The following is a 23,574-nucleotide window of genomic DNA, read 5'->3' on the forward strand; positions in this document are numbered from 1 at the left end:
TCGTGCCTATATTTTTTAAAATAAGGGCTAATTCAACAGCCTGCAGCCAAGAATCATGGTCTTGAACATGATAACTTGATGTTTCTTATCCTTTCGTACACAGGAATCAGAGTTGGCGAATTGGTTGCCCTCAAATGGAAGGGTGTGGACTTTAGGAATAATACGATCAGCATTAACAAAACATATTACAATCCTAATAACAATACTCTTAAATATCAGCTAGTCACCCCAAAGACGAGAAAATCACGACGTAAAATCATTGTCGATGAAGAGGTGATAAACGCTTTAAGGGAACATAAAAAAGTTCAAGAGGAAGTCATTAAGCGATTAGGGAAAGCTTACTATAACAAAGACTTTATCTTTGCCAAAATGGAACGGCAATTTGGTTATCCTATTGTCATTAAGACCGTTCAAAACAGAATGGCGAGGCTACTTAGGATTGCAGAACTATATTATGAGTTAACACCACATTCATTATGGCATACTCATACGTCACTTCTTGCCGAAACTGGTGTCTCTCTTGAACAAATCATGGATAGACTAGGCCATTCCGATGATCAAATCACAAAAAATGTGTAACTCCATGTAACCCAAGAAATGAAAAAAGAAGCTTCCCACAAGTTTGCTCAACTCATGAGAAGCCTCCGCTAAAAACATCATGTTAACAAAATGTTAACATCACACTCTCATCTTACTTAAAAACCCTTATATATCAAGGGGTGAAGCGGCTTATTATATCATGCCGCCCGTAAGGTGAGAGTGTGTAATATCATTAACGATGAGTATGAAAAGTACGGGATATCAGGGTTTTAAGAAATCTGAGGTGTAACATCTTTAACGAGAATTTACCGTTTTTCATGAGATTGCGTTAGCAAAATGTTAGCAATTTCAAGCAGATATTCTGAAACAGTTGTTCACACACTCCGCATGACTGGTGTATTGATTGTAGAAATCCAATTCATTATGGATGTAGCTAAGTTCACCTTCATATACTTTTTAAAATCTAATGTTTGCAATTATTACGCTTTATTATTCAACAAAACATTAAAAAAATCGCTCCTAATTGAACTAGGAAGCTCTGAACTGGCGGCAGGTCAAGAGAACGTAATACAATAATTGCTTTATTTTAAAACCCCATTAAATTTTATAAAACTGTAAGACTGAAGCCAACCAAAGTTTTTAAGATTTAATCCTTTTTATGGTTATTGAGGTACAAGAAATTTTAACAATAGGGCTATCCTGTTTTTTGCTGTAAAAATTAAAAAAGCTCAATCAAAATCTCCAACTAGGAAATGGATAATCTCCTTATTTTCACCAGTCCAATCCTTGAAGTATTCAAATTCACTTGAATTAATTCCAAAATGTTCATTACTCCTGGCTATCTTAGCTATTCAAACTCCCTTTTAACCAGACGCGGGAACGATATGGACCGACAGGGATTTGGATAAGGCTTGTTTTTCCTATCGAATTGACCCCGTAAAGTTCATCACTTTGGTTCGAGTCGAATCCTAATAGTGGGTGTCCCCCCAACTCTAGGGCACATGCTGTCAAGAGCAGCCTTTGCACGAGTATACCTGCTTCCATCTGTTGAATTCTGTATCCTCTATAGCCCAGTTCCTTTTTGTAGTGGTCCTTGTCTCCAACAACATGCAGACAGAGTGGAACTTGAAACAGATTTACAATAGGCGTTGTTAAACAATTTTGTATATACTCCCGGAAATCCCCCTTAGATATTCTCCGAAGTGCATGTGCACCTTTGTCATAGGCGTAAGCACCATCTTTAACACCTTCCACGTTATAAAAAGTGCCATACAAATTTAAACCAGTATCATGATTCCCCTGGGTATTGTCAAGGTCTTTTTGATATGAAAATGATAAAGTCTCATTTAACAAAGTGGATACTGTTGTTTGACTGACTTTCCCTATCATAAAATCAATATCAGGAGAATGCCTCTCTCTGCAGACGGATGCTAAATCGTATGACATCGCCTCCGTAAATGGCAGTATGATTAACTCTGTACCTAATGCATTGTTAAGAGGATCATCTTTTTTTATGTTCACAAATGAATGTGTTGCTTCCAACATCGACGCTTCATTGATCTCTTTCAGTACTGGGTAATCAATGACTCTCTTTGAACGGTTATATGTTACATGCTTGAGCAACGGAACTTCCCTTGACAATTCCGTTGCAGAAATATTTTTTTCTATATTAAATTGGTCAACATTATAAATAGATAATGGGATCACAGCATATACACTTTCATCCTGTTCAGATAGCCCAAGCAAATGATTGATTGAACGATCTAGAAATTGATAACATACCCGTGTTGAGAACCCCATCCTATCCGCAACTTCCAACGATTGCCCAATTAGCACGCCTGCATCTAACCCTTGTAACCTGTAAGAGAAATTATTGTATTTGTAAAAATTTTTCCAAAAAACCGTCGATACAAAAACAGTGCAAAAACAATCTGAAAGATTATAACGATTTCCAAGACTTCTGGATAGATAAGAATCGTAGTTGCCCTCTCGTAGCAATAAAAGGCGATGGTGTGCAACATCGTAGTGGTAAACTCCCTCTGGTACATCCTCCAACTTTAAGTACACATATAATTCATTGGGATACAACGCTCCACCAGAGGGAACAAATCTGCGAAACAACTGGGCGTAGCTTACAGTAGGTTTTTCCTCGGTGCCCTCAATGAAAGGAACTTGAGAGTATCGAGTAAGACCAAATACATACCATAAGTAATGACCAAACTCCTCTAGGCTTGGTATTGAATTAACTTCTCTCCCTTTGAGGGTTAACGGTACATCTGCGGTAAGTGGAATCTCTGGTAAGCCACGGTACAGTTTATAGGGAAGTGGTGCGTCTTCCCAATCCGGTTGCCAATCCGACGTAAGAAGTTTATCAGTGTCAAAATGCAGATTGTATAGGAATGTATCTAGTTCCAACCTGAAACCCTCCTACTCTTGCAGTTATGGAAATGGATGGGGATATGGATTCAACTGTTCATATGTTAACGGTTGCTTTTTAAACCCGAGTTTCACAGGTACGTTGAGTACCCGGTCAAGACCTCTTATACGTGTAAGGTGATGTCCAAATGTCATTGGCAGCATTCCAGGAATTAATACCTTTACACAAAATAAGCTGTTCCTTTTGGTTATAGGTGATGTTTGGTCAACCACAATGACTTCCAGGTCTAACCTTCGGAACCTATTTAGAATATCCTCAACATCATCCTTCAAATCAGCATTCACCAACGGACATTTAAATTCCTCATCAAATGTACGTAAAGGACGATTTTCATCCAATAAAAAACTTAAATTCTCCTCTGCTTCTTTCAGCCCGTATAGCATGCCATGGTCCTCCATGGTACGTACAGCAAACGGATTCTGTAACATTTCTTCATATTTCTGTCGATTTTTGTCTAAGATTTCGTCATTCCTAATCATCATTCCTGCAAGTTCGTAAATCGCACTTTTTACTGCCTTTACAGGATCAGGATTAGCTCCTGCTGCACAAATGAGGTTTGCACCCTTGGAACTTCTGTTTTTTGCCACTGCCCAAACGCACGGAATCTCATGTTCCATTGTCGCATTGTAAAAAAGCAGGTCATACCCAGCGACTTCACGAATCCGGCTAACCATCAACTGCAATTCTTTATCGTTCGCAGAACTAAGGTCAAGGCGGGGAAGTGGGAGTTGTGCATACCAGGTTAATAAGAATGAGTCTCGCTCAACGACCTCCATAATTGCATGGAAAATGGCCTCCTCTAAACTCCCTCCTAATGCACAGCCGTTGGAAGTCTCATAAACAAATCCTTCTCCATATCCCAAACTGTAAAAGGCCAGTAACTCTGGAACCAGAATAGGGCGTTCTTGTAAAAATGAATATCCCCAGACCCAATTCATTGGTTGATCAGGATGAAATGGTTTAAATGGAAATTTTGGCTTTGCATACTGTTCCTCCCCATGCAAACCTACCTTTGCAGGATTTAATGCTTTATCCGCCAAATTGTGATAGCTATCACGAATTACCTTCTTTTTGCCTCGAGGTTCGATTCCGCAATATCTCTCCAAACCCTCTAAAATAGCAGTTAGCTCACTCATTTCATAAGAATTAGATCTACCTGCTACTCCCTCATCCCCCACAAACAACGGCATGTTCACTAAAACGTCAGCGAACGGTAGCCTGAAATCCTGCATTTTCCCATTCATGATACCAGTACGATAATCCAGATAATCTTTGACTAGCACGTTTTTTAATTCATCCATCGAACGGCATCGGTAACCAGCAGGATTCAATTTAGGGCTGGGTTCTAACTTAATGTAAGCCAATTCAGATGTGTCCTTAGGTATTAGACTGCACATAGCGCACAACGGATCTGGCAAGAAAAAGTGGCTGGAGATCGTTAACATTTTTAGATTTGTAATGAACACCCGTTCTCCTAGGCAGCTTTGTTCTCCTTGAAGAATCTTCATCACTTCGTTGCTAATCAAGATCGCCATTTGCGATAGTCCGGTTCGTGATACCCATGCATCACGGAGTAAACCTTCACTTGCTGCCATTTTCATCCGAAGCCCCAACATTTCTTGGCGATCAGGACCAGCTAACATAAGTCGTATGTCAGCACATTGAGAACATCCCGGTACATCAGGTCGTACAAATGGACCAATGATTCCCTCACCAAACGAAACGAAACCTCGAAGCCATGGAATACCTAGGGCCCTTAACCTCTCTTCGGCTTTTTGATGAACGTGTGGTTTCCAGGTATCGTGCAGTACAAGAACTAATTCTGTATTTTCGGGAACCTCTTCAAGAATGCTTTGGCGCCTAACAATATAATTTGGGGACAATTGATCATAGACATATTCCGCTAATAGACCCTCACCATCTATAAGTATATAAGCAGCCATTAGGATCCCCCCTCTTGAACCTGAACACCAAACACCCCTGCCAGCTCTTGCTTTAAAAAAGGCTCAAAGGCAAAGTCATAGATTACTAGCCGCATGCGGTTCCGTTTTAATATATGAATAGACGATTGTAATAGCTCCCGAGACGTAATTTCATCACAAGATGGGATATCCAGTTTGCTTTCGTTTTTTTCTAGAAAAACCTCTGACTCCATCTCTTGCTTTACTGTAGAATTCACTTGGTTTTGAGCTTCCAAAAGCGCTTGTTCCAATGCATTACGTAATGCCAAAGTTGTATTTAAACCTGCACTTTTGTACAAACGGCCATTCGACCTTACCCACGCCACAGGAAAGCCTAGTACATCCTCTTTGAAACCAATTGTTGGAGTACCATTTAAGGTAGTCAGGGCATTAAAATAAAATCTGCATCTCTTATCTTCTATTGCTCCCAACTTAATACCATAAACCGTACTCTGCTGATCGACCTTCCTCTTTTTCAATTCTTCACCTAAACATACTTGAAGGCCTCTACAAACAGACTCTGCGATTGTTTCTCCAGCACCGATCCCTATAAATTCCTCAGGTATGTTCGCACCTACCTTATTCTTCTGATGTTTGTATCCCACATCGTGCATATTTATCATTTGTGAAACATACATTTCAATGCCCGTAAGCCCGGCCTCTTTTCTTGCTTCTTCATGTGTTAGTCCCGCACAGACAACTTCAGGAAGTAGCTCTGCGGGTCCCTCTGAAAAGGGGTTAACAGCTTGAACATAGCACTGTGCAAGTGGAAGTTGGGGTAAATTTCGTTCCTCCCAGGTATGGAAAATTCCTATTTCCTCTGACGTTAATCGACTGAAATACTCTAAGAGGTCACTCGATTGTTCATTTCGATCCGTTTCCTGTTCAAGGCGGAAATCAAAATCTTCCACCTGTCTTAGAGTATCACGTGTAGACGTACCCAATGGATGTGGGATGAAGTAAAGCCAGTCTCCTTCCAGGGTTTCAAGATCAAGCATGTAAATTTGATGACTCTCATTGGAATCTGCAATCCCTGTAGCCCTTTTGAAAAATTCGAATACTGAAACGTTTGCCAGAATCGATCCCGCTGTTGAAGAGAAGGATTGAGGCGGTTGATCTTTTTTTAGTGCTGAGTGATGGATTCTGCGCCATGCGGACTCCCAGCATACATCTGTATCCGTTTGATCAAATGGACCAGATAGCCCCACCTGGTCTAAATAGATGGATGGCATAAATGCCTTCTTTTCTTGTTTGCAAACCAGATTAACATCCCTTAGTTCATTTATATTGCCATCCTGCGAGACGTATAGAATACAATCATAGGGCTGAATTGCTTCTCTCCAGAAACTGCTCCCCGCGTCTTTATGAAAGGGTACATTCTTTATCTCGACTTCAGAATCGGTTTTACGTGCCTTTTGCACCAGTTCATCTAGCCTCTGCCAATTGGTAGGAATGGAATCTGTGACCATAACATTTATTTTGGGCAGACCTGATTCGATTAACGCGGAAACCAATGAAACCATAAAGGGCCCAGAGCCAACAGCCAGAACTTTCGCCTGACGATATTCTTGAAAATGGTACGCACCAGATTCCATAAAATTCTCTATAAATTCGATTTGTGTAGCATACTTTTCAAGAACGTTTCGATTTAATTGATGAGGAGCCTCTTTGCTTAGATCCCGTACAAAACCTTTGGTGTACAACGTTTCTCCTATTTCGTACACCCTGTCCCGATAAGGAGCAGTTAATCCCACTGTTAATTCTCCCAATGTAAGCTCTCCATTGAACGAGGGAATTAATTTTTCAATCCACTGATAGATTGTATTACCTTCCATTCGGAATGTGCTTAAGTTGTTTCTAAAATACACACCGCCATGTGGATCTGGAAGAAAAAAAGTATCCCTTTTGACCTTCAGACGTGAGGACGAGTCTAGTTTTGTCATATAGCCCCTCCTTATTCATAATCATATAAATATGCATTATTAGTTTATGTACGATTCTTTGTCCAATATGATAAACAGTAAAGAAGTGCCCCTGCGACAAATTACGCAAGGGCATTTTTGATTAACAAAATTAATTTTTTCTTTAGGAAATTACACGGCTCCAAACTGCTCAAACTGCCAAAAGAATTAAATAAAACCGAAACAGCCGCCAAAACCGAGGCCAAAGCCGAAACAGCTGAAGCCAAAGCAGCCGCCACAGCCGCCACAGCCGCCACAACGGAAGCCGAAACAGCCGCCGCATCGGAAGCCACAACCTCCACAACGGAAGCCGCCGCATCGGAAGCCACAGCCTCCACAACGCCTGCTCATCGTATGCAGGTCTTGGCTTTGAAGATCTAAAGGAACTAACTGACCAACTTGGTAAGGGTCGATTGCCAACCCTTGTAGCTCATTTTGTAACATATTTCTTTCCTCCCCATTGAATTTAATTATTTTGGTTAAACATGAATAGAGAGTGGAAAAGTCAATGATAGTTCTGTATAAACGAAATCATTAGTTACGATGTGTACTCTCTTTAACAAATTATGTTTCTTTTAGGTCTCTGTTACTAATCATAGAGCCTATTTATTATTCCCTCCAATTTTTATCTATTGTTTTTTTCCATGGAATGGTTATGTTTCTTTCTGCCGGTGGATGAACGACCGAAATAAAAATAAAACTTCAGGAGGAACATACAACATGAAAACAGCAAAAACCAATAGTAATTGTTACTTTTTCAAATAAACCTTCTACAATTCGTTTGGCATATTGCTGTAAGAGCATTGGTCCTAAAATCTGGCTTGGGACTTCTTTTATAACTTCAATAATAATCTTTGTCCCTTTAGCAATATTGCAACTTTTACATAATATCCAAGCATTGTCCTCGACACTTGCTGTATTAGGCTTAGAGACATTCTGTTTGGTTGTGTTCTTGAAACGTCGGTCACCCAAAAAATCTTGATACGCAAATTTTAACAACACAAAAAACCACTCCCTAATTTTTATAGGTAGTGGTTATTGATATTGATATAAGTTTATTCCATGACTACTTATCAGAATGAAGTAAAAATTGAGCGAAAAATAGTAATAACTATTTCTCAAATGTATGGCTTAAAAGCCTTACATCATGCCGCCCGTAAGATGAAGGTTTGTAATATATTGAACGCTGTGTGCAAAAAGTCGGTATATCAAGGTTTTGTTAATCTGAGGTGTAATATCTTTAACGGAATTTTACCGTTTTCTATTTTATTGCGTTAGCAAAATGTTAGCCGATGGGGCATGTGGTCTGTTACAGTTGCCAGCTATATCTTATTCAATCTAATTAATTTTAGTACTTGTTCTATTTATGCGTATTGTCTCATCTGTAATGCCATTGAGTTTCATTATAATTATAAAAATGATTAATATCGCCTATAAAATCAACTTTCTTATAAATTTTAAGCAATTATTAACAAAATCAACCTCATACAATTTTATCTTGAATTCCCATTAAATTCTCATATATTTTTAGAGCTTTTATGCTGACAATATACTAGTGGATAATTTTTTAGAGAAATACTGGAGGTAACAATGGAAAGAAGTATAATAGAAAACGCGGAATTAGTCATTTTTGATTTTGACGGCACTTTATACGAGGATACAGATCATTTCTTTTATTATTCGGAACAATTAAAAAAGCAGCTGCCAAAAGATGTACAGCCCCTTTTTACAAAAGAATACGAAAAGATAGTCTCTGGAGAACATGTTGTAACAATAGGAAAAGTATACGATGTTGTTCGTGAATATGTATTAAAATTAGATCCAGTTCAATCAACGGTTGTAAAGGCATGGACTTGGGAAGGAAAAGAATTGGAAGCCGATTTAATACAAGAGCTTTACCCGCAATCAATAAATTTTGATTCTGATACAATAATCGCCATTGGTGACGGATGGTGGCTCCCAAATGTTTGTGCAAAGCATTTTGGCATAAAAGACACACAATCAGCCTATGTTCAAACGAAAAACTTTATGGCAACAGATCAGTTTCATTTAACCAAAATCACTGGTTTACGAGAGGCACTTATACATTTAAAAGAAAAGAAAAACATAGTGCTAATGACGAACAGCCAGAAAGAAAATGTACATCGCATTCTTCAAAATTTAGATTTGCAGGACATATTTGAAATTATCATCACAGAAGCAAATAAACCGCTAGATACAAAGAAACATTTTTTAAACCTCTTACAAAAGTTTAAAATTCGACCTGAAAAAGGATTATCCATTGGTGATAATTATATAAATGATATTGCTCCAGCCATTAAAATTGGGATGCAAACGGTATATATTGATTTATATGAATCGGAGTATACCGAATATAATGGAAGAAAAGTGAAAAGTATATCGGAATTGATTAAAGAAATGAATGCACTATAAAAAGTCGTGCGGATTCATGCTTATTAACAAATTAGCCAAGAAGATTAAATTTTTTCCGGCTGATTTTTTGTGTTCCCAGCACGGATGAGACCTTTAGGGTCACAAACCGTACATGTAACCCCCCAAAAATGGCTTCTCATCAATTTGAACCGATTAATGAGAAGCCTAAAATTATGAAAAAATAAGCCTCCCAAAAGTTCAGTGAACTTATGAGAAGCCTCGATTAATATCCTCAATGTAGCAAAATGTTGCATTCCACTCTCATCTTACTTAAAAACCCTTATATATCAAGGGCTGGAGGACTTGATTACATCATGCCGCCCCTAAGGTGAGAGTGTGTAATATCTTTAACTTGGTGTGTTTAGAGTGCGTTATATAAAGGTTTTGCTAATTTTTCACTGTAACATCTTTAACGAGGGGTTATCTTAATTCTCCGGATTGCGTTAGCAAAATGTTAGCATTTCACACAAAATATTTTTTTAGAACGCCTCTACCTTGTTAGAACTGGGTAAACATATGGCTCTGTGGGTTGCTCAATTATTTTCCATTTTGTCGTTCTTATAGAAGGGATTTGTACTCCATTATAGGTGGTTACATATAAAGTTCCTTCAACTTCTAACCATGTGTCCTCCTCCAACTGCGCCGGTTGTAATTCAGAAAATAAAACAACTGAAACGACAAACAACTCTGAAGATATTCTTAACCAGGAGGAAACTAAACTTAAGATCTATACTACTTTATTTCCACTCAAGGACTTTGCTGAAAAAATTGGTGGTAAGTATGTAGAGGTAGAAAGCATTCTCCCCCCTGGGTCAGATGCTCATACATATGAGCCAACAACAAAGCAAATGATTAATATCGGGGAGGCTCATGCCTTCATCTACAACGGGCTTGGTATGGAGACTTATGCAGAAAAGATTGCAGAAGCTTTAAAGGATGAAGAAACATTAATGGTTGAAGCTGCGCATGGAATTAAAACGATTAAGCATTCACACGGACATGAAGATGAGAATCATGAAGGCGAAGAGCACGCTCATGAAGATGAGCATCACGAAGGCGAAGAACACTCACATGAAGGCGAGCATCACGAAGGTGAAGAACACTCACATGAAGGCGAGCATCACGAAGGTGAAGAACACTCACACGAAGATGAGCATCACGAAGGTGAAGAACACTCACACGAAGATGAGCATGGTCATCATCACCACGGTGATTATGATCCCCATGTTTGGCTAGATCCACACCGCGCAATTACACTAGCAGAAAATACTAAGGATGCCCTTATTAAGTTAAAGCCAGATGCAGCTGAAGAATTTGAAAGCAATTTTTCTACATTAAAAAGTGAACTTGAAAAGCTAGATGAAGAATTCCATCAGCTAGCAGAGTCCAAAGAAAATCCTGAAATGATTGTGTCACACGCAGCTTACGGATACTGGGAAGAAAGCTTTGGCATTCATCAAATTGCTGTAGCAGGGCTATCCCCTACTAACGAGCCTTCTCAAAAGGAACTTGAGAAAATCATAGATATTGCCAAGGATAAGCAAATTAAATACGTGATCTTTGAGCAAAATGTAACACCAAAAGTTGCAGAGGTTATTCGTCAAGAGATTAAAGCAGAACCTCTTTATCTTCATAATCTATCCGTTTTAACAGATGAGGATATCGCCAATGGTGAGGATTATTTAAATTTAATGAGAAAAAATATCGAAGCATTGGATATAGCATTAAAGTAGACTCATAGTAATAAGTGATAGGTTTCTCGCCTATCACTTTTTGCTATGAGTTTCTTCTAATTGATTTAGCTCATGATATATCTCTTCTTTGTTAAGGTTAGAGCCAATAATTACAATATTTGTAGGAAAGTTTATTGGCTCCTTTATATAGTATGGAACACCGTAAGCATACTGTACGACATATGTTCCATTAGGGTCGGAAGTGAATTTTACAAAGCCTTTTACCCTAAATATAGAATCTGGCATTTGTTTAAACCATTCTTCTAGTCTTACCATTTCAATAGGAACTGCAAATTGATACGTCATTGTCTGAACTTGTAGGTGATCTTTTGCATGAACTTCTTCTTTTTTGTTGTCAAACGTAGAATCCCTTTGAGTAATCTGTGATAAGGCTACATTTGAATAATTGGTCATATGAATGGTTGCGAAAGGATTTACTTTCTGCAACTCGTCTTTTAATCTTTTTAATTCCTGGACAGATAGCAGTTCTGATTTGTTTAAAACTAAATTATCTCCATGCTCTACTTGCTGAACTAAAAGTCTTTCATACTGTGGATTCAATTTCTCTTTCTGTTGCCATCTTGTTAAATCAAGTACCGTAACTATTGATTTCATTTCTATATACGGTGCAATGACAGGGGATATACATGCATCTAATACTTCAATTGGATGTGCAACACCTGTTGTTTCAATGTAAATAACATCTGGCTTATGTTCCTGATATAAGGAAAGAAGTTGAATTTCAACTTCGTCTTTCATCGTACAACAAATACATCCCTTTAGTAATTCTTTAAGAGGTGTTTTATCCCCAATTAAATTGGTATCTACCGAAAAATCTCCAAATTCATTCATTAAAACGGCTACGTTTCTACCACGCCCTTTTTCTTCTATTAATAAATTTTGTAGTAGTGTCGTTTTTCCACTACCTAAAAAGCCTGATAATATATACACTTCCACTTTATTCACGTTTGATTACACTCCCTTATCCATAATTAATTTGCTAAATGCTTGAAATGGCATTAGGGCACAATTGTACCTTGCTGGTAGACTATGAACACCTTCTAAGCTTATTAAATCCATTAATCTTTCATCATCTATTTTACACCCGTTTTTAATCATCTGTTCAAATAGATTTGAAATCTCTAGTACCTCTTCTAGACTTTTATTTTTCACTATCTCTGTAAACATTGACGAAGCGGCCATGCTAATCGAACACCCTTCCCCAATAAAAGACAGCTCTTTAATATGATCTTCTTCCATGTTTGCATACATGGTCATTACATCACCACACGTTGGATTTTTATAATGAATTTTATGCGTGTATATGTCCATCTCATAAAAGCTACGCTTATTTTTGTAGTGTTCCATAACAACCTGACGATACACTTGATTTAAGTTCATTCCAAAACCTCCACATCAATTTAAAACCAATGACATAAAAAGGTATTGTTATGGTTTTGATTTACACAACAATACCTTTCATAAAATATAAGACATGGCTTTTGAACTGGCTTTATAATTATTTCGTTTACTTAACTATTACTCACCTACATAAAATGCTGGTAATTCATCTATAAAGATTGACCAATCTTCTTCCATTTCTTTATCCGTTAATAAGCATTTATCAAGTGAATCCGAAATTTCTTGATGGTTCATGTCAATGCCGATCATCACTAGCTCTGTCATGCGATCACCATATTTTTCGTCCCATCTTTCTAATAGCTCAGGCTCTTCTTGTAAAGTACGCTTCCGCTCTTCTTCTGAATAAGCAGCCACCCATTCTCCCGCTCCCTGAAAAATCAATGATGTTCCAGCTTGTGATAATAATCCAGCCATATCATTTCTTGAAGCTAACCAGAAAAAACCTTTGGCACGAACGACATCAACGGGCCAGGCCTCTAACCATTCTCTCCATCTTTCAGGATGAAATGGCTTTCTTTTTCTATAAACAAATGAGCTTATTCCATACTCTTCTGTTTCGGGTGTATGCTCTTCATTAAGCTCTTTTATCCATCCAGCACCTTGACTAGCCTTTTCAAAGTCAAATAGATGGGTATTTAATATTTCATTTAATGCTACCTTGGATTGAACGGTATCAATTATTTTCGCATCTGGGTTCAGCTTTTGTAAAACGGCATGTAGCTCTTGGCGGTCCTCTTCACTTATTAAATCAATCTTATTCAATAAAATAACATTAGCAAATTCTATTTGATCAATTAGTAAGTCAACAACTTCTCTTGTATCTGTCTCATCCGTTGCTTCTTTTCGATCTAAGAGGCTTTCACCTGAAGCAAAATCATGCCAGAAGCGATTCCCATCCACAACCGTTACCATCGTATCGAGTCTACAGGATTCTGTAAGATTTATATTGAGCTCGTCATCCATGTAAGTAAAAGTTTGCGCGACTGGAATCGGTTCTGAAATACCAGTTGATTCAATTACGATATAATCAATATGACCAGATTTCACTAACTTTTCTACTTCAATCATTAAATCTTCACGAAGGGTACAACAGATGCAACCGTTTTGCAGTTCAACTAACTTTTCCTCTGTTCTCGAAAAACCACCTTGCTTTACTAGTGAAGCATCAATATTTACTTCACTCATATCATTGACAATGACGGCAATTTTTTTATCTTCCTTGTTAGCTAAAATATGGTTTAGTAAAGTCGTTTTTCCAGAACCTAAATATCCACTTAGGACGGTAACAGGTATTTTATGTTTCATTTAACTATCCCTCTCTTTATCGAAAATCAATATCATTACGATTTAGTTGATATAATTCCCTACAATACTTTCAGCTGCTCTTCTAGCCCCTGATATATTTCTTGAAACTGGTCCGATTGCAAGCTCCGCTAACGGCCCAGCCACATATAAATGAGAACACCATTCTAGACTTTCATTTACAATTGGGTATCCACAACTAGCACAACTTAATTTTTCCTCAACGATTAATTTCTTTAACCAGCCTTGATTTGGCAATGAAGATTGAAAGCCAGTTGCTAGAATGACGGAGTTAGCCTTAATTGATTTCTCCTGTTGATCAAGATGTATTAAGAAGTTATGGTTTTTGTTAATTTTCGAGACTGTGTTTACTTCCCCATCAACGATAGAAAGCTTTCCTTCCTTTACGAGGCTACGGATTTTTAAATGAAGCTCTTTCGGTATCGAACCTCGATAGCGAGCGTGTTGAATAACGCGTCTTCGCTCATCATAATCAGGAATCATTTTAAATGTCCGCATATGTTTTGGACCAAGCCATCCTGGGTCGCTATCAAAGTCGTGTATGCGGAATGGGTGACGTTTTAACAATGTAACCTTTCCTGGATATAGATTGCACAACTTAATGACTGTATGTGCGGCAGATATTCCTCCACCAACTACAACAATTGGTGGATTAAGATTCGTTAAGTCTAAGTTACTTTTTTGATAAATATGTTGTAAATGATTTGAAGAAGCCCGCTTTAAATCTTGAGCCCATTCAGGTATATTTGGCTGTCCACTAGTGCTAATGGCTACAACGATTCTTTTTCCAGAAAAAGTTGTACCTTTATCTGTTTGTACGTTCCATCCCTGCCCATGACGTTTAACACTTACTACTTCTCCTTGATAAAATGATTGTTCCATCTTTGTCTCTTTCAATATCTTCTTACAATGGTCGTTGAACAGATCTAAGGAGGGCCGTTTGTAATGTCCATAAAACCCTTTTTCATCACCAAGCTGTTTTCCAAACTGCTCTAAGCTAAAGGGCTTCACATCAATATGATGAACACCTGGAGAACGCAAGTATTCCATCCCTATTCTGTCCGTATTACATTTCCAGTTATATAAAAGAGCTTCATTAGGATCAATAATTAATATATCCTCAACCTGAGAAGCACCACTTTTTATTAAATAAGTAGCAACCGTACAACCGTGAACGCCTCCACCTACAATAATCCATTCAAGCATTTCTATTCCCTCGCACAAATCGTAATCGTTACGATTAACATTGTATATAATATTGTTACATTATTCAAGTTATTATTATTGGGTTAGGTACAGCCAAATAACGAATCCACAAAAATTCTATGATGCATCCTCGAATTGAATGCAATGTTCTATTAAAGAACTATATGTATTTACATTTATTGAAGACATAAAGAAGCTTCTCACAAGTTAAATAACTTACGAGAAACTATTTTAATTATGTTAGTATTTTGTTAGCAAATCACAATCAAATCTATATATACCAAGAGATTGAGAATCTATTACATTAATACGTTCAATAATTAAGGATAGACATAAGTTTGTACCTCGTCTCAATCCTATAGAATAACGTCCGGCTTTATTTTTATAACAAAAGGACATATCATGATTTCATCTGGTTGTAAAATGCTATATATTACATTAATTTTATAAGAATATTACAAAAGGAATTTTTTGAAATAGGATAGAACAAAAAAAGATGAGTCTTTATATAACAGGCAGCACCTTCTTTTATTGTAAAAATGCAACATATTTAATAGAATAATTGTTTCTGTAAATAACGGAGTCAATAATCAAGAATAGCATTTTAGGACATAACAAATTTCGTTCTAGTTAACTTACCTAAAGTACTAAATAATACAAAATAAGCAAGCCCCATCATAATTGCTGTTGAATATACAATTCCTTCTCCTATTCCTGCCAAGTAATTTGTAGAAACAAAGGTTTGAACAAAAGCAGCCAGCATTGCTCCAATGATTAAATACTTAGCCACATCGAAAAACTCATCAATGGAGTGTATAAACATAGCTTTTATTCGCAAAGAGACGGGAAAACGAATTGTTGACTGATCCAATTCAAGTAGGCTAGCAGATTTTTTTAATTGATTTCCTTTAAAGAGAAGACTAATGATTGTGGCTATAACCATTGCTATTAAAAGACCCAAACCCATTCTCAATATGGCGATTCTTACATCCTGTCCAAAGGCTATATAGGTGGAAGCAATAACAATAGGATTTATAAGAGGCCCTGTTAGAAGAAAGCCCACCCCTGCAAATATGGGAACTCCCTTATAAACTAGCTTTCTTACGATTGGAACGATTCCACATTCACATGCTGGGAATAGGGCTCCCAACATACAACTCATTCCTACTGCCATAAATTTATTTTTAGGTATCAGCCTTTTTATATGTTCTTCTGTAACAAAGACTTGTATTAGACCCGCTATAAAACACCAATTAGCACAAAGGGAATCGACTCAATTAAAATACTAAGGAAAATCGTGTTAAAAGCTAAAAGGGATTCAGGCAACTTTATTGCTGTAATAGTCCAGGGTTCATTGAGTATTACAAGGTAAAATACGGAAGCTAGAATAATATAACCTATTATTTCTGCTAAGTTTTGTTCAATACGTCGTATCATTTGCTCCTCCAACTATTAATATTTTCTTAAAAATATATGCGGACAAGGTAGGAACATGTCACCTAAATCTGAATAATTACGATTTAATCACAAAAAAAACAACAAAAGAATAATTCCTTTGTTGTCTTTAATCACTATGCATTTAGTTTTGCCCATTCACTTTCTATTTCTTCTTTATTAAGGTCAATACCGATCATGACTAAGTAATGTCTTCCTATGTGCTCTGATGGTTCCAAATAAGTTCTTTTCATAACGTGTTGTAGTAAGTAGCACCCATCCTTTAAAGGAATGTACCCTTTTGCTCTCAATAAGTTTGGTCGCCACTTTTTTAAAAATTTATCGACTTTAGCAGGTTTCATTTGTTGATTAAAATCCAAAGTAAGTGTATTTATTCGTGAATAGGATCTCTTTTGCCTATAAGTGTGATCATGTTTATTTTCCTCACGAAAGTGTGAATGCCTACTTCGATGTGAGGGTAATTTACTATTACTATCCTTTATACCTGTTAACAAGAGATTTGGATTCACTTCACTATATGACGTAAAATAAACAGGTGATATAGTATTTTGTTTTTTTATTACTTTCTTTACCTTCTCCTGTTGAGACTGTGAAATTAAATCTATTTTATTTACTATCAAAATATCAGCAACTTCAATTTGCCGTCTTGTTGTTTGGACTAGTTCTCGAACTGACCCAAAGATACTATTATACTCAAGAACATTCTCTCCATCGAGGACCGTAATAACTTTTTCTAAATATAGATAATCTATTAATTCAGGTTCTGTCAATGAATCTACCACTTCTTCAGGATTAGCCACTCCTGTCAATTCAATAAAAATAACATCCGGTTTATTTTCAAGGAGCTTTTTAATTGAATTAGCAACTTCACTTTTTTTACTGCAACAAATACAACCATCCAATAACTTTTCAATGATTTGTTGTTTATTCTTTTCAAGAAGTATTTCTCCATCCATATCTGTCTTTCCTATCTCGTTCATTAAGACTGCAGGAGTAATTCTCTTCTCTTCACATGTTTGGAGTAATTGTTTTAGAAGTGTTGTTTTTCCACTCCCTAAAAAACCACTTAAAATTAACACAGGAATTTTCTTCATTCTTTAACCTCCACTAAAGATTGCTTTAATACCTTCTTATTATATTTAACCTAAATCGTAATTATTACTATTTACAAACAAGACACATTACGTTAAGATACATAACTGAAAGGAGATGTTAACGCGAATCATAAATTTAATTTAATTGTCCTTATCTTAGTTCTATTTACTCTTCTTACAGGTTGTACTACAAAAGAACAGATCAATTCATCTAAAGAATACACTGACCTCAATGAAAACTCGGAAAAACGTGAAAAACTAACAATCTATACTACACTCTTTCCATTAGAGGATTTCACCAGAAAAATAGGTGGTGAATTTGTGGAGGTAAAAAGTATAATTCCACTTGGTGCAGATGCACATACGTATGAACCAACAACAAAACAAATGGTGGATATTGCAGAGTCAGAAGCGTTTATTTTTAATGGGTTAGGTATGGAACTCTATGCTGAGAAAATTGCAGAAGCATTAAAAATTGAAGACACTTTATTAGTTGAAGCAACACAAGGTATTGAAGCCATTGCACATAGACATGACGATCATGAACACCACGAAAGTGGCGAGCATGGGCATAACGAAGAACATCATGATGACTATGAACATGGGCATGACGACCATCACCACGGAGATTACGATCCGCATGTATGGCTAGATCCTTATCGTGCTATCCATTTAGCTGAAAATATCAAAAATGCATTAATTGAGTTAATACCTACTGAGAAGGAAACATTTGAAACTAATTTTAATGTGTTAAAAGAAGAACTTGAAAAGTTAGATTCCGAGTTTCATCAACTCGTTGATTCAAAGGTAAATCCGGAGATACTTGTTTCACACGCAGCTTATGGCTATTGGGAAGAAACTTACGGGATTCACCAAATTGCGGTAGCAGGTCTATCCCCTAGTAATGAACCATCTCAAAAAGCGCTTAAAAAAATCATTGAAATAGCAAAAGAAAAACAAATCCAATATGTGATTTTTGAACAGAACGTAACACCTAAGATCGCAGAGATTATACGTAAGGAAATTAAAGCTGAACCTCTTCGTTTACATAATCTTTCCGTCCTAACTCAAGAGGATATTGAGAATAGTGAAGACTACTTTAGTTTAATGCGTAAAAACATCGAAACACTTGAAAAAGCTTTAAAGTAAATTCGCATACTTAAAGGAGGAAGTGACCATAGTTAGGCACTTCCTTCTTTTACAGTTATAATTAATTGAGGTGACAAGAGTGAGTGTATCTGAACACAAGAGTGAGGCACCAAAACAAGTAAATTGTAAAATCATTACCGTGAGTGATACTAGAACGATAGAAACCGATAAAAGTGGAATCTTAATGTACAAGTATTTAGAAGAAAATGGGCATCAGATTATCAACTATGAAATTGTAAAGGACGAGGAGGAAGAAATACGTTCTGCAATTATACAAGGCTGTGGTGATCAAAATGTTGATGTTGTTCTCTTAAATGGTGGGACAGGAATAGCCAAACGCGATGTTACGATTGAAACCATAAAAAGTATTATAACAAAAGAAATTGTCGGTTTTAGTGAACTTTTTAGAATGCTTAGTTATAACGAAGACATAGGTTCTGCAGCAATACTTAGTAGAGCGATTGCTGGTGTATATAACGATACAGCTATCTTTTCTACTCCTGGGTCAAGTGGAGCAGTAAAACTAGCAATGATTAAGCTCATTATTCCTGAAATTGCACATGTCGTAAGAGAAATTAGAAAAGACATTTAATAGAGGTATAGGTAGCTTAAGCGGTCTATACCTCTTTCTTTGTTTATTGTATACTCATTAAACTATTTCCTTACTTCAGGATCTCGATAAACCTTACTTGCTGTTGCCCCTGTTTGATTTACATATTTTCCCTCATAAGGAGAAGCCTCCTGGTCTACCGTAGCGATAACCAACTGACAGATTCTTCGGCCTACAGTTAACTCAATTGGCAAACGGTTGGCATTATATAACTCTAACGTGATCTGACCCTTGAATCCAGGATCTACCCACCCTGCATTTTGTATAAATAAGCCAAGCCGTCCTATTGAACTTCTTCCTTCTACAAATGCTGTAAGGTTATTGGGCAATTCCACAACCTCTACTGTTGTCGCTAGTAAGAAAGAATGCGGTGGAATAACAATTTTATCCTTTGTTTTTATCTCTCTGTAATTTGCAGGCTCATCCATTGAAATATGATGATTAGCATGCTCATCAATCACTAAGAAATGTTCTCCTAGACGTAAATCAATTGAAGCAGGTTGAATCTGTTCTTGGTTAATTGGATGAATAGATAGTTCCTTTGATTCTAACTTTTGCTGTATCGAATATCCAGATAAAATCATAAAGTTTTCTCCTATTTATGCTTTTTGTAAATTCCACTTAAATGGGTCTCTCATCAATGACCAATCTCGGTCAAACTCTTCTGCTGTTAACAAGCATTTATCTAATTCTCTACTAATCTCATTAGGGTTAAGTTCGACTCCGATGAATACTAATTTCGTATGACGGTCTCCAAATTCAATATCCCAATCATCTAAAACACTAGGATTTTGTCTTTTGATTTCCTGCTGTTGTTCATCTGATAGTGATGCAACCCAATAGGAAATAGGTTCAACACTTACTGATGGTCCTGCTTGGGACATTAGCAGTGCTATATCGTTCCTAGTTGCACACCATACAATACCTTTCGCACGAACAACGCTTTCTGGTAAGGAGTGAATAAATGCATGAAATCTCTCAGAATGAAATGGTAAACGACGAGAATAGACGAAAGAAGATATACCATACTCTTCTGTCTCAGATGTATGGTTATGATGACCCTCTGTTAATTCCTTAATCCACCCCGCTGAAGAACTGGCTTGTTCAAAGTCAAATAAACCTGTATTCACAACGTCCTCAAGCTTAACCTCACCATAAACGGTTCGAAGGAGCCGTGCATGTGGCTGTAAAGTAGTCAATACACTTTCTAGTTTATCTAACTCCTCGGATTCTACTAAGTCACATTTATTTAATAGAAGAACATTACAAAACTCAATTTGATCTAGCAGTAAATCTGCGATTTCACGCTTATCTTCAAGACTAATTGCTTCCTTTCGATCTAGCAAGGATTCACCTGATCGGAAATCCTTCCAGAAACGATTTGCATCAACTACCGTTACCATTGTGTCTAACGTGCAAAACCGAGTCAAATCAATTCCTAGCTCTTCATCTATATAGGAAAATGTTTGTGCCACAGGTACGGGTTCACTTATTCCAGTAGATTCTATGATAATACTATCAATATCGCCTTGTTTTGCTAGCTTTTCAACTTCAATTAACAAGTCTTCTCTCAACGTACAGCATATACAACCGTTTGACATTTCAACTAATTTTTCATCTGTACGTGAAAGCCCACCACCTTGCTTGACAAGCTCTGCATCAATATTAACTTCACTCATGTCATTTACGATGACCGCAATTTTTTGTCCGGTTCGATTCATTAAAATATGGTTTAAGAGAGTAGTCTTACCTGAGCCTAAGTAGCCACTTAATACTGTTACTGGAATTTTTTTGTTCATCTTTTTTCCACCTCTTCAGAATGAAAAATCTATATATATTACACAATTGATAGGAAATAAAATGTATTGTCCGCACTTTCTTTTCCTTCTTGTTGCCTTACTTTATCCGTAAAATCTATCCACTTCTTATTTTTCAACCTTATACTGATTCCTCTATCAATCTCGCCTTCGATTTCTCTCATAAGCTTTATCGTCTCTCCATATCCCAGGTTAAAATGCCTAGCTGCCTGCTTGTGTGGAGAATGTTTAACAAGAAGAGACATGAATTCTTGAGAGGTTTTTGACTTACTTGCCAAGTTATCCTCTAAATCCACAATATACTCATAAAGCTCTCGATGCTCTTTTGGCAAGGTAGCTACTACACTCTTTAATAACAATTCAATTAAATGGTCATTCACTACAATCACCTCACATTTTAGGTCAATTTAAAAATAGCTTATAGTGATTATTAGAACCACTATAAGCATACAGTTTATTCCTTATTCATATTATATTTTTTCATAAAACGGTCAGCTCTGCCGCCACGTTCTGAAAACTTTTGTTTACCAGTATAATAAGGATGAGTATCAGAACTAACCTCAACCTTTATTAATGGGTATGTGTTACCATCCTCCCACTCAATGGTTTCAGATGATGTAGATGTTGATCCAGATAAAAACTTAAAACCACTAGTTGTGTCCATATATACAACCTTTATGATAATTAGGATGTATTCCTTTTTTCATGCTCATTTACCTCCAATATATTCTTTTTTTTAAAAAAGACCTTACTTTACCAGCTTGATTTCTTAACACCAGGTATTTGCCCTTTATGAGAGTATTCACGAAAAGCAATCCTTGACATTTTAAATTTACGAAGGTACCCGCGTGGTCGACCGGTTACTTCACAACGATTTTTCAGACGTGTTGGAGAAGAGTCCCTCGGAAGCTTTCTTAAGGCTTCATAATCTCCTTTTTCTTTCAACTCTCTTCTTAATTCTGCATATCGCTCAACAAGCTGTTGGCGTTTTCTTTCCTTTGCCACCTTTGATTTTTTAGCCAAAATAATACCTCTCTTTCCATACCGAAAATAGTAATCATTACGATTTATTATAATTATTAAATCACAATTTAATCCCAAAATCAAGGTAACACCCTTCTGTTTTAAGTTCCGAAAACTTAGTAGTGAAATTTAGAATTAGAACAAAAAAAGCTCCTCATTAGTTAATTAAACTAGTGAGAAGCCTCTAATTTTATTTGACTATGTTAGCATTTTGTTAGCAAAATTCACAGAAACCCTTATGGAACAAGGGATTGAGAAGCTATCACATCATGCCGCCCCTACCACACTCAATTATATAAATGACTATAAAGTCATATAATCACTAACAGAACAAGCATTTGTGACTCTTTATAACAAGATTACTTCTACCAATTTATACTGTTTGTTATATGAATTGTTGCTGAAATGTTGTCAAATTGTTGCCGTTATCGCACAAAAACTTGTTAAACACATAATTCGTTAACAGTAACAGTGTTTTATTCCTCTTTTTCATTGTCTAAATAAGCCGTCTCTCCTTTTGTCGGAACCGTCTCAATATTTCTTATTTCTATACCAAATACGCTTCCCATTCTGCCAATTGCATATCCTTCTTTTCCTGTTCACATTCTTCCCGTGTCCGGAAAGGCATAATTTTTGACATTAGAAACACTTACTTTTGTTGTAATGCTTCTTTGATTATAAAACATTCCGAACCCAGTAAAAGAGATCCATGAAATGAAAATGGACACCACAATTGCGATATGTGTAATTTTCGAACCACTTGTTAAAATAGGATATCTTCGTATCTATTTTTTCGAAATCAAACAGAAACCCATCTAATTCAGAAACTAACCCATCAATCCCATCTTATATAGATCCACTAATTCATTTTCTTCATGCCTACTCTATCTCACATTTTTAACTGTGCCATAATGGTCGAATTGTGCATTAAAGAGTTGTTTACTATTAGCTATTATAGTTATAATTAAATAAAATTTAACCAAAGGAAAATTTGTTTCCTAAATACAAAAGTGAGGTGGCAGAAAATGCTTTTTCTTCAAATTTTCGTTGTTTTAAGCATTCTGTTGTTAGGCAGGTTGTTGTTCTATTCGTTTGTTAGAAAAGACCCTTTATACGTACTTATTCTCCGATATGGAGGATTTATTGGAATTACAGTAATTTCTCATTTTTACTTAGGGAGCTTTTGGACTTGGACTTGGATTATCGTGTTGCCGTTGATTGGGCTGTTGGTTCATTTTATTTTTATACGTATTAAAGGATTTAAATTTTTATAACCAGGCGAAGAATATGATAAATATCGTGGCTGGAAATAATATAAAATCTGGTAAGTATCATAGTTGTAGCTTTTTGGAATCCTCTTCTAGTAGTACTTTTATATTTTTCAGTCATAGGATCTTTCCCTAAACTAAC

23 protein-coding genes and 1 pseudogene are annotated in these 23,574 nt (G+C 36.5%); 6 read left to right on the plus strand and 18 right to left on the minus strand.

The genetic code is table 11. From position 1 onward, the window contains the following. The first annotated feature begins 75 nt into the window (after window positions 1–75). The gene (locus tag ABC371_RS03270) at window positions 76–579 is read left to right on the plus strand and encodes a site-specific integrase (RefSeq protein ID WP_412895560.1); all 504 of its coding nucleotides are present in this window, start codon (window positions 76–78) and stop codon (window positions 577–579) included. Window positions 580–1,383: 804 nt separating this feature from the next. On the opposite strand, the gene ABC371_RS03275 is transcribed toward ABC371_RS03270, so the two are convergent. The 5 genes from ABC371_RS03275 to ABC371_RS03295 all read right to left on the minus strand — a co-directional run bounded on the left by ABC371_RS03275 (window position 1,384) and on the right by ABC371_RS03295 (window position 7,901). Further along, a complete protein-coding gene (locus ABC371_RS03275) occupies window positions 1,384–2,955 on the minus strand; it encodes a SagB family peptide dehydrogenase (protein ID WP_412895561.1) in 1,572 nt (523 codons plus the stop codon). 24 nt (window positions 2,956–2,979) lie between these two features. Continuing rightward, window positions 2,980–4,920 (minus strand): TOMM precursor leader peptide-binding protein, encoded by a 1,941-nt coding sequence (locus ABC371_RS03280; protein WP_412895562.1) that lies wholly within the window; start codon window positions 4,918–4,920, stop codon window positions 2,980–2,982. After that, a complete protein-coding gene (locus tag ABC371_RS03285) occupies window positions 4,920–6,881 on the minus strand; it encodes a putative thiazole-containing bacteriocin maturation protein (RefSeq protein ID WP_412895563.1) in 1,962 nt (653 codons plus the stop codon). Before ABC371_RS03285 ends, ABC371_RS03280 begins: the two co-directional genes overlap by 1 nt. Before the next feature lie 186 nt (window positions 6,882–7,067). Next, complete coding sequence (locus ABC371_RS03290; protein ID WP_412895564.1) at window positions 7,068–7,343, minus strand: heterocycloanthracin/sonorensin family bacteriocin; 276 nt, start codon at window positions 7,341–7,343, stop codon at window positions 7,068–7,070. Between the two features lie 258 nt (window positions 7,344–7,601). Beyond that, a complete protein-coding gene (locus ABC371_RS03295) occupies window positions 7,602–7,901 on the minus strand; it encodes a hypothetical protein (protein ID WP_412895565.1) in 300 nt (99 codons plus the stop codon). Between the two features lie 588 nt (window positions 7,902–8,489). On the opposite strand from ABC371_RS03295, the gene ABC371_RS03300 reads away from it, so the two are divergent. Beyond that, entirely contained in the window at window positions 8,490–9,332 is an 843-nt protein-coding gene (locus tag ABC371_RS03300) for an HAD family hydrolase (protein ID WP_412895566.1), read from the plus strand. Between the two features lie 490 nt (window positions 9,333–9,822). Here the strand turns inward: ABC371_RS03300 and ABC371_RS03305 are convergent, their stop codons facing one another. Beyond that, on the minus strand, window positions 9,823–9,969 hold the full coding sequence (locus tag ABC371_RS03305) for a TIGR03943 family putative permease subunit (RefSeq protein WP_412895567.1): 147 nt from the start codon (window positions 9,967–9,969) through the stop codon (window positions 9,823–9,825). Between ABC371_RS03305 and ABC371_RS03310 the strand changes: the two genes are divergently transcribed. Beyond that, a complete protein-coding gene (locus tag ABC371_RS03310) occupies window positions 9,920–11,065 on the plus strand; it encodes a metal ABC transporter solute-binding protein, Zn/Mn family (RefSeq protein WP_412895568.1) in 1,146 nt (381 codons plus the stop codon). The two genes, ABC371_RS03305 and ABC371_RS03310, sit on opposite strands and share 50 nt — an antisense overlap. A 33-nt stretch (window positions 11,066–11,098) precedes the next feature. Here the strand turns inward: ABC371_RS03310 and ABC371_RS03315 are convergent, their stop codons facing one another. From ABC371_RS03315 to ABC371_RS03345, 7 genes are all read right to left on the minus strand, one after another. Then, window positions 11,099–12,031, minus strand: coding sequence for a CobW family GTP-binding protein (locus tag ABC371_RS03315; RefSeq protein WP_412895569.1), 933 nt, complete (start codon window positions 12,029–12,031; stop codon window positions 11,099–11,101). Between the two features lie 6 nt (window positions 12,032–12,037). Continuing rightward, window positions 12,038–12,466: a Fe-S cluster assembly sulfur transfer protein SufU gene (sufU, locus tag ABC371_RS03320; protein ID WP_412895570.1), complete on the minus strand. Its 429-nt coding sequence runs from the start codon at window positions 12,464–12,466 to the stop codon at window positions 12,038–12,040. 138 nt (window positions 12,467–12,604) lie between these two features. Further along, window positions 12,605–13,792 carry a GTP-binding protein gene (locus ABC371_RS03325; protein ID WP_412895571.1) on the minus strand — a complete coding sequence of 396 codons (1,188 nt, stop codon included), beginning with the start codon at window positions 13,790–13,792 and terminating at the stop codon, window positions 12,605–12,607. Between the two features lie 42 nt (window positions 13,793–13,834). Next, a complete protein-coding gene (locus ABC371_RS03330) occupies window positions 13,835–15,016 on the minus strand; it encodes an NAD(P)-binding domain-containing protein (RefSeq protein ID WP_412895572.1) in 1,182 nt (393 codons plus the stop codon). Between the two features lie 604 nt (window positions 15,017–15,620). After that, window positions 15,621–16,259 (minus strand): permease, encoded by a 639-nt coding sequence (locus ABC371_RS03335; protein ID WP_412899264.1) that lies wholly within the window; start codon window positions 16,257–16,259, stop codon window positions 15,621–15,623. Beyond that, a complete protein-coding gene (locus ABC371_RS03340) occupies window positions 16,256–16,453 on the minus strand; it encodes a hypothetical protein (RefSeq protein WP_412895573.1) in 198 nt (65 codons plus the stop codon). The genes ABC371_RS03335 and ABC371_RS03340 overlap by 4 nt, the downstream gene beginning before the upstream one ends. A gap of 134 nt (window positions 16,454–16,587) precedes the next feature. Beyond that, window positions 16,588–17,565, minus strand: a complete 978-nt coding sequence (locus ABC371_RS03345; RefSeq protein ID WP_412895574.1) for a CobW family GTP-binding protein — start codon at window positions 17,563–17,565, stop codon at window positions 16,588–16,590. Between the two features lie 153 nt (window positions 17,566–17,718). Between ABC371_RS03345 and ABC371_RS03350 the strand changes: the two genes are divergently transcribed. Both ABC371_RS03350 and ABC371_RS03355 read left to right on the plus strand, forming a co-directional pair. Next, window positions 17,719–18,714, plus strand: coding sequence for a metal ABC transporter solute-binding protein, Zn/Mn family (locus ABC371_RS03350; RefSeq protein ID WP_412899265.1), 996 nt, complete (start codon window positions 17,719–17,721; stop codon window positions 18,712–18,714). Between the two features lie 79 nt (window positions 18,715–18,793). Further along, window positions 18,794–19,306, plus strand: a complete 513-nt coding sequence (locus ABC371_RS03355; protein WP_412895575.1) for a MogA/MoaB family molybdenum cofactor biosynthesis protein — start codon at window positions 18,794–18,796, stop codon at window positions 19,304–19,306. A gap of 62 nt (window positions 19,307–19,368) precedes the next feature. Here the strand turns inward: ABC371_RS03355 and dcd are convergent, their stop codons facing one another. The 5 genes and pseudogenes from dcd to rpsN all read right to left on the minus strand — a co-directional run bounded on the left by dcd (window position 19,369) and on the right by rpsN (window position 22,164). Next, window positions 19,369–19,908 (minus strand): dCTP deaminase, encoded by a 540-nt coding sequence (gene dcd, locus ABC371_RS03360; RefSeq protein ID WP_412895576.1) that lies wholly within the window; start codon window positions 19,906–19,908, stop codon window positions 19,369–19,371. A 15-nt stretch (window positions 19,909–19,923) separates the two neighbouring features. Further along, a complete protein-coding gene (locus ABC371_RS03365) occupies window positions 19,924–21,123 on the minus strand; it encodes a GTP-binding protein (RefSeq protein WP_412895577.1) in 1,200 nt (399 codons plus the stop codon). Between the two features lie 38 nt (window positions 21,124–21,161). Beyond that, window positions 21,162–21,521 (minus strand): hypothetical protein, encoded by a 360-nt coding sequence (locus tag ABC371_RS03370; protein ID WP_412895578.1) that lies wholly within the window; start codon window positions 21,519–21,521, stop codon window positions 21,162–21,164. Between the two features lie 74 nt (window positions 21,522–21,595). Continuing rightward, window positions 21,596–21,848: pseudogene (locus ABC371_RS03375) on the minus strand (type B 50S ribosomal protein L31). 46 nt (window positions 21,849–21,894) lie between these two features. Beyond that, window positions 21,895–22,164 (minus strand): 30S ribosomal protein S14, encoded by a 270-nt coding sequence (gene rpsN, locus ABC371_RS03380; RefSeq protein WP_412895579.1) that lies wholly within the window; start codon window positions 22,162–22,164, stop codon window positions 21,895–21,897. 1,025 nt (window positions 22,165–23,189) lie between these two features. On the opposite strand from rpsN, the gene ABC371_RS03385 reads away from it, so the two are divergent. After that, window positions 23,190–23,438, plus strand: a complete 249-nt coding sequence (locus tag ABC371_RS03385) for a hypothetical protein (protein ID WP_412895580.1) — start codon at window positions 23,190–23,192, stop codon at window positions 23,436–23,438. Window positions 23,439–23,574: the final 136 nt, after the last annotated feature.

The organism is Bacillus jepli (assembly GCF_047238305.1).
Classification (GTDB): Bacteria; Bacillota; Bacilli; order Bacillales; family Bacillaceae_L; genus Ferdinandcohnia.